This is a genomic window from Flavobacteriales bacterium, assembly GCA_025210295.1.
Classification (GTDB): Bacteria; Bacteroidota; Bacteroidia; order Flavobacteriales_D; family Parvicellaceae; genus S010-51.
Map to the genome: position 1 here is coordinate 1 of JAOASC010000037.1, position 15,813 is coordinate 15,813.

Sequence of the window (15,813 nt, forward strand, 5' to 3'; positions counted from 1 at the left end):
AGTATATTTACTCTTCTACTCCTAATAGAAAAAATCATGTTAGTGAAAACCTTTGGTAGTGCTGTATATGGTGTTGATGCCCTCACCATTACAGTTGAAGTCAATATTGGGCAAGGAGTGCGGTTTTATTTAGTTGGTTTACCTGATAATGCAGTCAAAGAAAGTCATCAACGTATCTCTGCCGCATTAAAAAATAACGGCTATCGTATTCCTGGAAAAGAAATTACCATCAACATGGCTCCTGCCGATATTCGAAAAGAAGGTTCTGCGTATGACTTAACCATTGCTATTGGGATTTTAGCTGCGTCAGAACAGCTTAAAAATAGCGAAGAGGTAAGCAATTATATCATCATGGGTGAACTCGCCTTAGATGGCATCCTTAGACCAATAAAGGGAGCTTTACCCATCACACTTAAAGCTAAAAAAGAACAGTTTAAAGGTATTATTCTTCCTAAAGCTAATGCTAAAGAGGCAGCAATTGTGGATGGCATTGCAGTATATGGAGCCAATACCATTGAAGAAGTCATTCATTTTTTTGATGGAATCCCTAGTCTCCAACCTGAAGAAAGTACTGTAGAAGAGTTGCTTAACCAACCTCAATTAAATTTTGGAATTGATTTTTTAGATGTGAAGGGGCAAGAAAATGTAAAAAGAGCATTGGAAGTAGCCGCCGCTGGAGGACATAATGTTATTATGGTTGGCCCTCCTGGATCTGGGAAATCTATGTTAGCTAAACGTATTCCCACCATACTTCCTCCTCTTTCTTTAGCCGAGGCTTTAGAGGCGACGAAAATTCACTCTGTTGCAGGGCTTTTAAATACCGAAATAGGCTTAGTCAACAGTCGTCCTTTTAGGTCACCTCACCATACCGTATCAGATGTGGCTTTAGTAGGCGGAGGCTCTAATCCCAAGCCAGGGGAAATTTCATTGGCTCATAATGGTATTTTATTTTTAGATGAACTCCCTGAATTTAAAAGAGCTGTACTGGAAGTGCTTCGTCAACCATTAGAAGACCGAGTTGTAACAATCTCAAGAGCTAAGATCAGTGTTGATTATCCTGCTAACTTTATGTTGGTTGCTGCAATGAACCCTTCTCCAAGTGGAGAATTTTATGATCCTAATAGCCTAAATGGCGATGCAGCGCATACGGTTAAACGCTATTTATCTAAAATATCTGGACCTTTAATGGATCGTATTGACTTGCATATAGAAGTACAACCTGTTCCTTATGAAAAGCTATCGGACAAAAGAAATGGAGAATCTAGTACAAGTATTCGACAACGGGTATTAGAAGCCCGAAAAATACAAGAAATCCGTTACAATCAATACCAAGGTATACATAGCAATGCTCAATTATCACCAAAATTGACTAAAAAATATTGTGTTATCGATAAAGCCGGAGAAGCATTAATGAAAAACGCTATGGAAAAACTCGGATTCTCCGCTCGATCCTATGGTAGAATATTTAAAGTTGCCCGAACAATTGCCGACTTAGATAAAAAAGAGCATATTGAAGCGCAGCATATAGCTGAAGCCATTCAATACAGAAGCTTAGACAGAAACGGTTGGTTAGGCTAAGTTTGCATGGTACTATAGTTTACCAATTGAATATTATAATGTTGAATCAACTCTTTGATATTACTATCCTTTAGGCTTTTTAATTCCTCTATTCGAGGCGCATAAGAATCGTGTTTGATTCCCCAATAATTTTCTTTATAAAAAGCTCCTTTTCCAAGGTGAAGCATAAATTCTGCTACTTCACCACTTTGAATGTACTTTAAAAAATGATGAATTTTATTGACACTAGCTTGCTTATAATAATGCGCTATAAAATAAGATGGGTGTGCTACTGCTGCATGTTCAGCTTCTTTCTTTTTCTTTTTTAGAGATTTAGCTTGTGTTCCCGGTATTAATTCTAAAGCATCATCTCCATTTCCATTAAAGATCGAATCAATAATTACACCTAAGCCATCTCCATTGATGGGAAGCCATTTTTTAATCAATCGTTTGTTATTTAAATAAGGATGACCCCACGTATGATAAGCTAAAGGGCTTCTTATAGGAATATTATATTCATTTGCTGTACTTAAAAATTCTTTCCAAAAAGGGTCATGAAAATAGACGATACCTTGATGGTTATTGATGTGGTCTATTTCATGAATAGGAATATTTAATACTTGTGCCAACAACTCCAACTGAGCCTTTAATTCGGTCTTAATTTCATTGCATGTAATCACATCTAAATCCAATTCGGAAGCTAATTTAAAATGCCATTTCCCTTTAATCTTTTGAACAATATTAGAGATTTTCTTTATCGGAGCTATAGGATACCCAGCTGTCATTGTAAAATGCAACCCTATTTTTACTTCATATCCATACTCCTTGCAAAACTCTTGTAACCGTTTAACATTAAGTAAATTTTCTCTTCCATAATTTACAAAGACAGAAACAGAGTTTACTACACCATTTCTAATACCGTCTATAATACCATTGTTTAAGAAACTGGAAGGGCCAAAGTCATCAGCATTAAGGATAATCTGCTTCATTTTTTCAATAAAATTAGGGTCAATAATTATTGAAAGTTAATGTTTTTTTAACATTAAAAGGTTGTTTAGTAATATAAAACGCAATAATTTTGCTTTAAAATAAAACACCAAGACCTAAAACCAATGAAAACACTACCTATTGAAGTCCAAGAAGAAATCATGGATCTTTTAGAAAGTAAAAACAGCGAAGCATTTATCAAAGCTTCTAAAATTAAGCAAGCTAGAATAATAGTAACACTTCGTCAGAAATATGATTTTAAGAAAAAATCATTAGGAATGAATTAATAAAAAAGCCACTTGTTTAAGTGGCTTTTTTTATCGGTTATTATGAGGTTAACTCTAACCAAAGTTATCCCCCTTTGCTTTTTAAGCAAAGGGGGTTTTTATTTAATTACTTTTTTACAAATCTGTTGGTAATCATTTCACCATCCTTAGTTTCAAGTTGATAAAAATAGATTCCACTAGATAAATGATTTACATCAATAGAAAAGCTTTCAGACATAGCATTTTTGCTATAAAGCACTTGTCCACTTAAGTTAACTATAGCTACTGATTTAATCAATTGATTCGCTTGAATATTTAATTGATTACTCGTTGGGTTAGGGTAAACATTTAAATCAAGATCATTTTCTTTAACCTCATCAACTGAGACAAAATTTCCAGCCTCGATGGTAACTATTGATGTTGCAGAGCAACCTGCATCATCTACTACAATTGCTGTGTAGACATCTGGAGCTAATCCAGTTGCCATCGCTGAGTTTCCACCTGAAGGCGACCAAATATAAGAATAAGGTGTTGTTCCTCCAGACGCAGTAACTTGAGCTGACCCATCGTTTGCCCCGTAGTAACTTTCGTTGGTACTTGTAGTACTTACTGATAAATTACATCCTGGGTCATTAATAATAATCGTTACAGATACAGAACAGTTATTCGCATCAGTAACTTGTACCGTATAAGTTCCTTTGGATAATGCATTTTGGAAAATACTGGTAGAACCTCCTGGAGACCAAAAATATGAATATGGAGCTGTTCCTCCTACAGCTGTTACAGAAGCTGTTCCATCGTTACCACCAACTGTTGTTACATCAGAACTCGTAGTACTTGCGCTTAAAGTACAAACAAAATCTTCTACATACTCAGTAAGCGTTACAGAGCATCCATCTGCATCAGTTATTTCGATAACATATGATCCAGGAGAAAGGTTTGAAGCAGAAGAACTCGCTGAAATATTAGGATGCCAGTCATATGAATAAGGAGGTGTTCCATTATTCACTGTAATATTGATTGAACCATTGTTCATTCCAGTATTAGAAACATTCGTTACAGCAGCTGAAGCCACAAGTTGACAACTAGGCCCATCGTTTATTGTAACTGTAGCTGTAGCAGTACAGTTATCTGCATCTGTTACAGTACAAGTATACGTTCCTGGAGAAAGGTTTGAAGCTGTACTTCCGTTCCCTCCTGAAGGTGTCCAAGAATATGAATAGGGAGCTGTACCACCAAATGTTGATACCGTTGCACTACCATCGTTAGCTCCTTGAGCAGACACATCTGTTTTTGAGATTGTCGCTGAGAAATTACACCCTCCAGAACCTGACTCTAGTAAAATATCGTCGATCGTTAGTTTAAACTGATCAAAACAATCATGATGTCTAAAAATTAAATAAATATTATTTTGACCTGCATAAGCTGCACTCGAGACACTACGTGTAAAAACCTGGCCTCCAGTAGCCATTGTTTCTGAAAAGATCAATGTAGCATTAGCTAAGTTAGTAGGACTTGTAGATAAATACACTGAATATTTCTCAGCTGGGTAATTGGGATCTGTTGCAGCAACTTTCCAAGAGATATCCGAAGAAGTTACTGATGAAAGGTTTAGTACAGGAGAAATAAATAAATTATCTGGTGTTATTCCTACACCATTACCACTATCATAAGACTCTGAAAAAATAGCCTCTCCCAATGGAGATAAGGCAGTAGGAGGGTTAGCATTTCCCCAATTCACTTCTTGGAAATTAAACCCATCGTTATTCAAGTCTGCAATTGACCAGGATTGAAAATCAGCTGAAGTACTCGCTGACAGAATTTGTCCGTAACTACCATAATACAGAATGGCCGCTATCGCAATAAGTAATACTTTTTTCATATTTAACTGTTATTTTTTCGATAAAAGTAATCTTATTTAGGATAAAAACAAAAAAATCCCTTACACGTATGTGCAAGGGATTTTCTGTAAATCGATTATTAAGTATTACAAAGCGCTTACAGCGTCCATGTATTTGATAAATTCTCTATCTTTTTTAGCTTTATCTTTTAATGAAGCATCTTTAGCAATTGCAGATTTTAAGTTATTTAACATTAAATCTTTATTGTTTGTTCTTGCTCCAATAATTGCTTTTAAGTAGTAACCTAAACCAGAATCAGCATCAGCACTTTCATCGATAATAGCCATAGCAGCATCAGCTTCTCCGTTTAAGATCTTAGCTAGAGCAGAATTTAAGGTTTTATTATCTCCCATGTTCGTAATTGCATCAGCATAATTTCCGTCTTGGATAGCTACGATTCCTTTGTTATAGTTTGTTTCAACTGAACTTCCAGCTTGTCCAAAGTAATCAGCAGCAGTAGCTTTATCACCTTTAACGTGAGCAATAGCTCCTAAGTTGTTTAAAGTAATAGCGTTAGACTCTAATCCATTTGCTTTTTCAAATTTAGCAGCAGCTCCATCAATATCGTTTTGTAAGTATAATACATATCCAACATTGTTTGAAGTTCTGTAATCATTTCCAAATAAACGCTCAGCTTCTTTATATACTCTTAATTTTTCGTTTAAATCTTCGTATAATCCAGCTGTAAATAATAACTCCTCAACATTTAAAATATCAGGGTTCGTTTTAGATAATTGCTTTAACTCTTCATCGCTGTAACCGATTTTATCATAAGTTAAAGTCATTGTAGATCTTCTCAACTGTGGTAAAACTTCTTTTTCTAAGAACTTATATGTTTTAGCCATGTTTCTGATATCTTCTTCTCTTTTTACAGGATCAGAAGTCATTTCTAAAACTCTTAAAATTAATTCTTTGTCTTCATGAGAAGTCTTTTGAACTTCAGTTTTAAAACCATCCCAATCTTCACCTTTAGGCGATTGAGTAACAAAACTTGCTTGCTGACCAGCTTCAAAATTAATTTTAGTCATTAATTTATTCACATAAGTAGCAGCAGAACCAGCTCTATCAGAAGCTAAGTTAGCATTCTTATCAACCTCACCTTCTGGAGACGCATAAGACATAATGTTTATGCTTTTCATTTCTCTTTTTGGGTTGGCTAAAGCTTCAGTAGCAAAAGTTTCAAAAGCTTTAATATCTTCTTGCTTTAATTCAGCAGCTTTAACATCAAATTTACCTTTTGCATAGTTGATTGTTGCAGCTGTTGTTTCTTCAGTAGTTCTTACGAAGTTATCTTTTGCAAACATTACTTTATCATCAAACTGAACTAATAATGGTGTAATGATTGTTCCATCAGCAATTTTATCAGTAGTGATTAAATCTTTTGTTTTCGTTCCTTTTTTAGGTAAAACTTTTACCACTAAATCACCCTCTTCCATACTTGCGTTGTAAGGAACTGTGCTTGTATATGAAAAAGACTTCCCTCCTTTAGGAATAACCTCACCATTTCCAGCCGCTTTTTCTCCTTGGAAAATTTTTGTATCGAATGGAATCTCTGTTCCATCTTTACATACAAACGTAGGTGTTACCTCTACAACTGCTTTTTTATGCAATCCTTTTTCAATAAATTTCCCGTTAATTTCTAAATTAACTTTATCTCCATGCATTTCCAATGGATTTTGTTTTACATTGTACTCAATGTCTTTAACAAGATCACAACTGTTCATCAACATTCCCCCTGCAACTACAGAAGCTAATGCTATGCCTTTTAGGTTATTCTTTTTCATCATTAATTAGTGATTAATAAGCTTACTTTAATTTTAATAATAATCGTGCAAGTATAAGGACTATTTTTCTTATATAAAAGAATGAATATCAGTATTCAATATTTTTCCACTATTTATTTTCATTTTCAACTAAGCATATTGACATTTTAACGATAAAAACATATTAAAACGGTTTTAATGTAAACAATGTATTGTTAATCTCATTTAAAAATACAAAGTCGCTTTGTAATTAATTTATTTACCTTTGTTAGCTACTGTTTAAAAATTAATAAAACACAACTGTGAAGCTTTTTTATCACATAGGAAAGTATTTCATACTGATGACCTCTATGTTTACTAGACCTGAGAAGTTGTCTGTATATTGGAATAGAACTTTGGATGAAATTATACAATTGGGTATAAAGTCACTAGGGTTGGTTGTGGTGATGTCTTTTTTTATGGGTAGTGTTTTAGTGATTCAAACAGCCACAGCTATCGACTCTCCTCTAATTCCTCGATATACAGTTGGTTTTACCTTAAAACAGTCGATGATTTTGGAGTTTTCTTCCACTATTATCTCTTTAATTCTTGCAGGTAAAATTGGTTCAAATATCGCTTCAGAGTTAGGAACAATGAGAGTTTCTGAACAAATCGATGCTTTAGATATCATGGGGGTTAATTCGGCTGGTTACCTTATCGCTCCAAAGATATTTGGAGCTATGTTTGTCTTTCCTATTATCGTAGTATTTAGTATGGTTTTTGGGTTTATTGGCGGCGGCTTTATTGCTTCTACTACCGACTTGGTTACCTTAGAAGATTATTTATTTGGTATTCGATCCTTTTCTGAGGGGAACGATTTCATGTTGTTTTATACCTTATTTAAATCCATTGTATTTGCATTCCTCATGACCTCTATTTCCAGTTATTTTGGATATCATGCAAGAGGCGGAGCCTTAGAAGTTGGTCGAGCGAGTACAGATGCGGTAGTATACAGTAGTATTTTTATTCTATTCTCCAATGTTTTAATCACTCAATTATTACTCATTTGATAGAAGTTAAAAACATATCTAAATCGTTCAATGGTGTTCAAATTTTACACGATGTTTCTTTTCAGTTTCATACAGGAAAAACAAACTTAATCATTGGGCAAAGTGGTTCAGGAAAATCCGTGCTTACGAAATGTATTGTTGGATTAATAGAACCTGAGGTTGGTCAAATTCTATTTGATGGCAGAGATTTTATCAAACTCAAAAGAAAAGAAAAAAAGAATATTCGAAAAGAAATTGGGATGTTGTTCCAGGGAAGCGCATTATTTGACTCCTTAACTGTTGAAGAAAATGTGATGTTCCCCTTGAAAATGTTCTCTGATATGTCTAAAGAAGAAATGCGAGATAGAGCAAACTTCTGCTTAGAACGTGTTAACATCATCAATAAAAACAAACTTTTCCCTTCAGAAACAAGTGGAGGAATGCAAAAACGTATTGCCATTGCAAGAGCCATTGCAATGAAACCTAAATACCTCTTTTGTGACGAACCCAACTCAGGATTAGATCCCGTTACTTCAATGTTAATCGATGAATTAATTAAGGAGCTGACTATAGAATACAATATGACCACCATTGTCATTACTCATGATATGAACTCAGTATTAGAAATAGGAGATAATATTATGTTTTTAAATCAAGGGCATAATCATTGGGAGGGAGACATGCGTACAATTTTGACTACTGATAATAAAGCTGTAAATGACTTTGTTTACGTTTCACAATTTTTAAAACAATTTAAAGACAAATTATAATTATGTTAAATGGATTAATTCACGCTCATTCAGGTTTAAGATGGCTTTTATTAGTCGCTTTAATTTTTGCGATATTTAATGCTTTCTCAAAAAAGAAAAATGGAACATTTGAAGCAAAAGACAAAATGATTAGCCTACTGGCTTTTATCCTTTCCCATATTCAACTTTTAATTGGCCTTGGTTTATATGTTATGGAAAAAAGATGGACTGGTTTTTCTCATATGAAAGTAGCTCCTCTCAGGTTCTATGCTGTAGAACATACACTAGGAATGCTAATTGCTATCGTATTGATTACAATAGGTTATAGTAAATCTAAAAAGGCGACTGAGGATTCTCAAAAATTTGGTAAAATAGCAATTTATTACCTTATTGCGTTAGTGCTTATTCTTATTTCTATTCCATGGCCATTTAGAACAGCACTTGGAGGTCATTGGTTTTAATATTATAAATAGTTAATGGGAGGAGTAGAGACAAAAAATATTGCAAAAGAGAAAGCTGTTTTAGTAGGTTTAATTCAAAGAGATCAAACAACTGAACAAGTTTATGAATATTTAGATGAATTAGCTTTCTTAGCAGAAACTGCTGGAGCAGAAACTGTACGTAATTTTGTCCAAAGAATGGACATCCCCAATAAAAAAACATTTATTGGTAAAGGAAAGCTAGAAGAAATTGTAGATTTTATTCAATCAAATAAAGTTGACATTGTCATTTTTGATGATGAACTCTCACCTTCTCAATTAAGAAATATTGAAAAAATATTGGAGTGCAAAACTATAGATCGAAGTAATTTAATCTTGGATATTTTTGCCAATAGAGCGCAAACAGCCAACGCTAAAACTCAAGTAGAATTAGCTCAACTTCAATATATGCTTCCACGACTTACTAGACTTTGGACACACTTGGATCGTCAAAAAGGTGGTATAGGTTTACGTGGAACAGGAGAAACTCAAATTGAAACAGATCGAAGAATTGTAAAAGATAAAATTACAAGGTTAAAAGCTAAGTTAGAGAAAATAGATAAACAAAAAACTGTACAAAGGGGCAATAGAGGACAATTAATTCGTGTAGCTCTGGTAGGATATACCAATGTAGGAAAGTCTACTACAATGAATTTATTGAGTAAATCTGATATTTTTGCAGAAAATAAACTCTTTGCAACATTAGATACAACAGTAAGGAAAATTGTCATTAAAAACATTCCTTTTCTATTATCTGATACTGTTGGTTTTATCAGAAAACTTCCACACCAATTGGTTGATTCGTTCAAATCCACTTTAGATGAAGTAAGAGAGGCTGACTTATTGTTGCACGTTGTAGATATAACGCATCCTGCATTTGAAGATCATTATAATACTGTTAATGAAACTTTAAGAGAGATTGAAGCGCTCAATAAACCCACTATTCTTGTCTTTAACAAAGTAGATGGATACAATGATCTGGGAGGTTTTGATGAAGGAGAATTCTCAAGACCAACTTTAGAAGAATTGGAGAAAACATGGATGAGTAAAATGCAAAACAACTGTATTTTTATTTCAGCTGTAGAAAAAATTAACATTGATGCTTTTAAGGAATTAATGTATCAAGAAGTACGAAAATTACACGTTCAACGCTTTCCTTATAACAACTTCCTATATCAAGATTATGAGCAGGAATAAAATAGGGTTAAACGAAATAACAAATGAAAATAATCTGTATTGGTAGAAATTACGCAAAACATGCTAAAGAATTAGGAAATGCTATCCCAAAGGAACCTGTGTTTTTTATGAAACCAGATTCAGCAAGATTACCTAAAAAAGCTCCATTTTATTACCCAAATTTCACAAAAGATTTGCATTATGAAGTGGAACTGGTGATTAAAATAAATAAACTAGGGAAAAATATTTCACAAAAATTTGCGCATACCTATTATGATGAAATTGGTTTAGGAATAGATTTTACAGCAAGAGATCTACAACTAGAATGTAAAGAAAAAGGGTTACCATGGGAAAAAGCCAAAGCTTTTGATTACTCAGCTCCGATGTCCCAAAAATTTATTCCAAAAGCTGAATTTAAAGACTTAAACTCTATAGCATTCAGTTTACATAAAAATCAAGAAGCTGTTCAACTTGGCAATACTAAGGATATGCTTTTTAATTTTGATGAGCTCATTGTGTATTTATCACAGTTTATGACATTAAAAATAGGCGATTTAATTTTTACAGGAACCCCTGCTGGTGTAGGACCAGTGAGTATAGGAGACCACCTTGAAGGTTTTATTGAAGAACAAAAAATGATTGATTTAAAAATAAAGTAAGCTTCTAGAAGCGAGTGAACTACAAGGAAATAGACCGCTACATTTTTTTTAGTATATTTAGCGGAACAAACCCAAAAATGAATTATCAATATCTATATAGCATTCTTTTCATTTTATTTTCTCTCCCATTTTTTGGGCAAGAAAATGAAAATGCTGCAGTTATTGATTCATTAGAAAACGAAGAGCTAATCATTCACTTTAGGCCTCAAGTAAGTATAGGTACAGGGATGTTTACCTTTATGGGAGATGTAGCCAATAACCATGGGAAAGGTCATCTTACTGTTAGTCGACTAGCAAGAGATTTAAGAATTTCACAGGCTTTAAACCCCAATTTTGATTTAAGTTTTTATGTTTTATTTGGTCAAGTTAGTTCCAACGAAAGAAGTTTACAACGTAACCTAAACTTTAATTCTCATATTACTACGGGAGGAGCTGTCGTTTCCTATAATTTTTATCATTTGTTAAAACCCAAAAGGAATATTAACCCTTATATTTCTCTAGGAGTAGAGTCTATTGAATTCTTATCCAAAAGTGACTTAATGGATGCCAATGGAAATGTTTATCACTACTGGTCAGATGGGTCTATTATGAACATGGATGAAAATGATCCCAATTCAACCAACGCAATAGAACTTTTTAGGGATTATACTTATGAATCTGATTTAAGAGAAGCCAATTTAGACGGTTTTGGAAAATATCAGGAAAGAACGCTTGCTATTCCTATTGATATAGGGGCAAACTTTCACCTAAGTGATCGTTTAAAAGCAAGGCTTGGAACGTCAATGCACTTTACATTTTCAGACCTGATTGATAACGTTTCCGATCAAAGTGAAGGGCTAAGAAAAGGTGATCGTCAAAATGATAAACTATTGTATACTCATTTTGCACTCTCTTATGATTTTGGCCCGAGAAAAAAACGCAAACAATTAGAGACAGATGAGTTAGAATTAACAGGAGAAGAATTACTAGCAGCAGACACTTCTGATTATGACCAAGATGGAGTTTATGACTTAGTAGATGATTGTATAAAAACCCCGAAGCATGCTTTTCCTGTTGATGAAAAGGGCTGTCCTTTAGATGATGATCAAGATTTTGTTCCCAATTACAGAGATGATGAAAAAAATTCTTTATTCGGGTCTCTAGTTGATGCCCAAGGGGTTACTCAATACGATGATGATTTAGAAAAGTTATTCTTAGCTTATATTGACTCTAATGGCAGTTATTATACAGAAGAGAGACATGTAACAACTTCTGGTGAAGATGATGCGCCTAGAGGAGAAGAAGCACAACGAATGAAAAACAATCTTAAATACACTATTGTAATTGGGACAGATTCTAAAGAAATATCTGCCAATGAATTACATAAATATTTGAGTTATAAAGATTTTAAAACAATAGAAAGAGGAGATTCTATCTTTTATGTTATTGGAGGATTTGAAACCATAGCTCAGGCAATGGGAGAAAAAAATAAATTAGAAGATGAGGGAGTTAAAACAGAAGCCATCGCATTGTTAAAAGGTCAACCTATTGCAGAAATTCAGAAAATTATCTCTAAAAAAGAATTAAAAGATCTCGCTGTTCAACCTGAATATTCTGAACGAGAACAAAAAACACTCTACCGAGTTCAAATTGGAGCCTTTAACCGAAAAATATCCCAACAAGCTTTTGCTCAATTAGAAGATGTAGAAGAAATTAAAGGGAATGATGGATTGTACCGCTACTATTCTGGATCTTTTACCGACAAAGAAGCAGCGGCAAAACATCGAATCAAAATATTAAGTCAAGGATATTCTGGAGCTTTCTTAGTTGTTTACGATAAAGGGAAACGTATTTCTCTTACAGATGCAGGTTTTGATGTTAGAGACGATTATGAGGACATTATCACAGAAAGTTCTGAACCAACAAAAGACGCTTTAGTAAAAGGTTTAATTAAATTTAGAGTACAAGTAGGAGCGTATGAAAATGACATTCCAACTGAAGTGCTTGATGTCTATTTACAATTGGGAAGTGTACTTCCAAAAAGAGATAGCAAAACTGGAATAACGAAATATTTAGTTGGTAAATTTGATAGTTATAAAGAAGCTGAAAAGTACAAGATTGAAATACAGAAAAAAGGAATAGTAGATGCCTTTATTATTGGAGACTTTAATGGTAAAATGATTACGGCACAAGAAGCTTTAGAATTAACAAAATAATAGACAATGAAAAAAATAGGTTTAGTTTTATTTTCAATAGTAACATTATTTGCTTGTAAAAACGAGCAACAAAATGAACAGCAAAGCGCTACCACTTCACATCAAACAAACACAGACACTACTGCCATTGCATTAACATTATGTGATTGTTTAGATTCATTACCCGAAAATTTAGAGTGGTGTAAATTAAACTTTACAGATACAGTATATGCTCGACAAAAGTTTGAATGTACTGGAGACTCTGTTTATTTAGACTCTATTCCACAAGAAACCAAAGACTCTATTCGAACAGATTATGAAAACGATTTATCATTAGAGATTAAAGAAATTGAAGAGGAGAAAGAAGATCCTATATCTGAGGATTGCAAGCAGTTTTTAGAAGACTATGCTGAAGCAATTAAAGACTTTAAATCGCTCACAGATAAAATAGAAAAAAATCCTGATGATATCGGGTTAAAAATCAGTTATGCGAGCGAAAGTGAGGAGATGAACTCATGGGGATCTAAACCTCAGATGTTTCAGTGTTCTCAAAGTGAATCTTTTAAGACACAAGTTGAGATACTAAATGTTAAAAAAGATAAATTAATTGAAAATTAAAAACAAGTAAATTTATATTTGCAGGAAATTAAGAATTATGGATAATAACAAAATAGCTTTAGGGTTAGCAGGGTTAGCTTTAGTTTTAGGAGGATATAGTTTAGTCAAAACAAGTAGCCTAGAATCAAGTATTAATGAACGAATCGACGGAATTATTGCATTAAAACAGACAAATACTCCAGCAAGTAATCCATCAACAACTGCTCCAATCAACATACAACCTACTAAGACGACACCTCAATCGAATACACAAGCACCGACAGGACCATCGACAAGTATCCGATTTAATGAAGAAATTCACGATTTTGGTAAGGTAAATGTTAATACCGATAATCCTTACTCTTTTGTTTTCACCAACACTGGGAAAGAACCACTATTAATTACCAATGCAAAAGGTTCTTGTGGTTGTACAGTACCTAGCTGGCCAAAAGACCCTATTATGCCAGGTGCAACAGGAAAAATAGATGTCGTTTATAGACCAAGTAAAGGTCAAGCTGGAAAGCCACAAGAAAAGACCGTAACTATTACAGCTAATACTGAGCCAAAAAATACTGTTGTAAGAATCAAAGCTATGGTTAATCCTGAAGCTGAATAGAAAACTAAAGGTTTTTATTTGAAAAATTAAGATTTTATACTATATTTGCACCTCGAAATGAGGTTTAAAACAAAAAAGAGGGGACAATGAGTCCCCTCTTTCTGTAACTTGAAAATGATAAAAAAAGAAGTAGTAAAACAATTAGCCCAAGAGCGAATGGATGAAATGAATAATGGCACTTATTTAGTGGACATTATGATTTCTAATACCAATCAAATTGTTGTAGAAATAGACAATATGAACGGAGGCGCTGCTGTAGAAGACTGTATTCGAGTGAGTAGAAATATTGAACACAACTTGGATAGAGAACAAGAAGATTTTGAATTACAAGTTACAACTCCAGGATTAAGTAACCCATTTAAAGTAGAGCAACAATACATCAAGAACATAGGAAGAAATGTAAAAGTTGTATTTAAAGATGTTGGGAGTATAGAGGGGAAATTAGTTGAAGTTAACGCAGCTAATATTGTTGTTGAAACAGCAACTAAAGAACGTATAGAGGGGAAGAAGAAAAAAGAGTTAGTCGTTAGACAACATCCTATCGAAAAAGAAAATATAAAAGAAACTAAAATAGTTATCTCATTTAAATAAAAAATAAACAAATGAATGCTTTAAATTTAATAGAGTCGTTTTCGGAGTTTAAAGAAATGAAGAACATCGATCGTGTTACCATGATGCGTATCTTAGAAGATGTTTTTAGATCAACTCTAAAGAAAAAATATGGAACAGACGAACATGTAGATGTGATTGTTAATCCAGATAAAGGAGACTTAGAAATTTGGTTAAACAGAGAGATTGTACCAGATGGAGAAGTAGAAGACCCTAACATTGAAATAGCATATTCTGATGCCATAAAAATTGAACCAGATTTTGAAGTAGGTGAAGAAGTTTCTGAAGAAATTCAAATGCAAGATTTTGGAAGAAGAAATATTCTTTCATTGCGTCAAAACCTTGTTTCGCGTATTTTAGAGCTAGAAAAAGATAATGTTTATAAAATATACAAAGACAGAATTGGTGAAATCGTAACAGGTGAAGTTTACCAAATATGGAAAAGAGAAATTCTTATTTTAGATGATGATGGAAATGAATTGATCTTACCAAAGTCGGAGCAAATACCTTCTGATTACTTTAAGAAAGGAGAAACATTAAGAGCTGTTGTATCAAGAGTTGAGCTAAAAAACAACTCTCCTGTTATTATTTTATCTAGAACAGATCCTAAATTCTTAGCTAGATTATTTGAATTAGAAGTTCCTGAAGTTTTTGATGGATTAATTACCATTAAAAATATTGTAAGAGAACCAGGAGAAAGAGCGAAAGTAGCTGTTGAATCTTATGATGAGCGAATTGATCCAGTAGGGGCTTGTGTAGGAATGAAAGGTTCTAGAATTCATGGAATTGTTCGTGAGTTAAGAAATGAAAACATTGATGTCATCAACTTTACCAATAACACAAAATTATTAATTCAAAGAGCTTTAAGCCCAGCAAAAATTAATTCTCTAGAATCAATAGAAATTAATGATGAAGATAAACGTGTTAATGTTTATTTAAGACCTGACCAAGTTTCTTTAGCGATTGGAAAAGGAGGAAATAACATTAAATTAGCTTCTAAGCTTTGTGGTTATGAAATTGATGTTTACCGTGAGGGAGCTGAAGACATTGATGATGTAGATTTAGATGAATTTGCAGATGAAATTGATGGGTGGATTATTGATGAGCTTAAAGCAATTGGTTGCGATACGGCTAAATCAGTAATTGAATTAAGTGAAGATGAACTAGTAAAACGTACAGACTTAGAAGAAGAAACTATTGCTGAAATAGTAAAAATTATCAAATCTGAGTTTGAATAATACTTAAATAGCGA

General features: G+C 33.4%; 15 protein-coding genes. 12 read left to right on the forward strand and 3 right to left on the reverse strand.

Annotated features, from left to right (window positions below; all coding sequences use genetic code 11):
- Window positions 1-36: 36 nt before the first annotated feature.
- A complete protein-coding gene (locus N4A35_11200) occupies window positions 37-1,578 on the forward strand; it encodes a YifB family Mg chelatase-like AAA ATPase (protein ID MCT4581977.1) in 1,542 nt (513 codons plus the stop codon).
- Here N4A35_11200 and N4A35_11205 read toward each other — a convergent pair.
- A complete protein-coding gene (locus tag N4A35_11205) occupies window positions 1,575-2,546 on the reverse strand; it encodes a ChbG/HpnK family deacetylase (GenBank protein MCT4581978.1) in 972 nt (323 codons plus the stop codon). The two genes, N4A35_11200 and N4A35_11205, sit on opposite strands and share 4 nt — an antisense overlap.
- A gap of 123 nt (window positions 2,547-2,669) precedes the next feature.
- Between N4A35_11205 and N4A35_11210 the strand changes: the two genes are divergently transcribed.
- Window positions 2,670-2,831 (forward strand): hypothetical protein, encoded by a 162-nt coding sequence (locus tag N4A35_11210; protein MCT4581979.1) that lies wholly within the window; start codon window positions 2,670-2,672, stop codon window positions 2,829-2,831.
- Window positions 2,832-2,937: 106 nt separating this feature from the next.
- Here N4A35_11210 and N4A35_11215 read toward each other — a convergent pair whose 3' ends face one another.
- Window positions 2,938-4,692, reverse strand: a complete 1,755-nt coding sequence (locus tag N4A35_11215) for a T9SS type A sorting domain-containing protein (protein MCT4581980.1) — start codon at window positions 4,690-4,692, stop codon at window positions 2,938-2,940.
- A gap of 105 nt (window positions 4,693-4,797) precedes the next feature.
- On the reverse strand, window positions 4,798-6,498 hold the full coding sequence (locus tag N4A35_11220) for a hypothetical protein (GenBank protein ID MCT4581981.1): 1,701 nt from the start codon (window positions 6,496-6,498) through the stop codon (window positions 4,798-4,800).
- Window positions 6,499-6,824: 326 nt separating this feature from the next.
- Between N4A35_11220 and N4A35_11225 the strand changes: the two genes are divergently transcribed.
- From N4A35_11225 to nusA, 10 genes are all read left to right on the forward strand, one after another.
- Complete coding sequence (locus tag N4A35_11225; GenBank protein MCT4581982.1) at window positions 6,825-7,523, forward strand: ABC transporter permease; 699 nt, start codon at window positions 6,825-6,827, stop codon at window positions 7,521-7,523.
- The gene (locus tag N4A35_11230) at window positions 7,520-8,272 is read left to right on the forward strand and encodes an ATP-binding cassette domain-containing protein (protein ID MCT4581983.1); all 753 of its coding nucleotides are present in this window, start codon (window positions 7,520-7,522) and stop codon (window positions 8,270-8,272) included. Before N4A35_11225 ends, N4A35_11230 begins: the two co-directional genes overlap by 4 nt.
- Before the next feature lie 2 nt (window positions 8,273-8,274).
- Window positions 8,275-8,712 (forward strand): hypothetical protein, encoded by a 438-nt coding sequence (locus N4A35_11235; GenBank protein ID MCT4581984.1) that lies wholly within the window; start codon window positions 8,275-8,277, stop codon window positions 8,710-8,712.
- 15 nt (window positions 8,713-8,727) lie between these two features.
- Window positions 8,728-9,927, forward strand: a complete 1,200-nt coding sequence (hflX, locus tag N4A35_11240; GenBank protein MCT4581985.1) for a GTPase HflX — start codon at window positions 8,728-8,730, stop codon at window positions 9,925-9,927.
- A gap of 23 nt (window positions 9,928-9,950) precedes the next feature.
- Complete coding sequence (locus N4A35_11245; GenBank protein MCT4581986.1) at window positions 9,951-10,565, forward strand: fumarylacetoacetate hydrolase family protein; 615 nt, start codon at window positions 9,951-9,953, stop codon at window positions 10,563-10,565.
- A 77-nt stretch (window positions 10,566-10,642) separates the two neighbouring features.
- Window positions 10,643-12,760, forward strand: coding sequence for an SPOR domain-containing protein (locus tag N4A35_11250; protein MCT4581987.1), 2,118 nt, complete (start codon window positions 10,643-10,645; stop codon window positions 12,758-12,760).
- 6 nt (window positions 12,761-12,766) lie between these two features.
- A complete protein-coding gene (locus tag N4A35_11255) occupies window positions 12,767-13,357 on the forward strand; it encodes a hypothetical protein (GenBank protein ID MCT4581988.1) in 591 nt (196 codons plus the stop codon).
- 37 nt (window positions 13,358-13,394) lie between these two features.
- The gene (locus N4A35_11260) at window positions 13,395-13,952 is read left to right on the forward strand and encodes a DUF1573 domain-containing protein (protein ID MCT4581989.1); all 558 of its coding nucleotides are present in this window, start codon (window positions 13,395-13,397) and stop codon (window positions 13,950-13,952) included.
- Between the two features lie 114 nt (window positions 13,953-14,066).
- Complete coding sequence (gene rimP, locus N4A35_11265; protein MCT4581990.1) at window positions 14,067-14,543, forward strand: ribosome assembly cofactor RimP; 477 nt, start codon at window positions 14,067-14,069, stop codon at window positions 14,541-14,543.
- Between the two features lie 11 nt (window positions 14,544-14,554).
- Window positions 14,555-15,799, forward strand: a complete 1,245-nt coding sequence (gene nusA, locus N4A35_11270) for a transcription termination factor NusA (GenBank protein MCT4581991.1) — start codon at window positions 14,555-14,557, stop codon at window positions 15,797-15,799.
- Window positions 15,800-15,813: the final 14 nt, after the last annotated feature.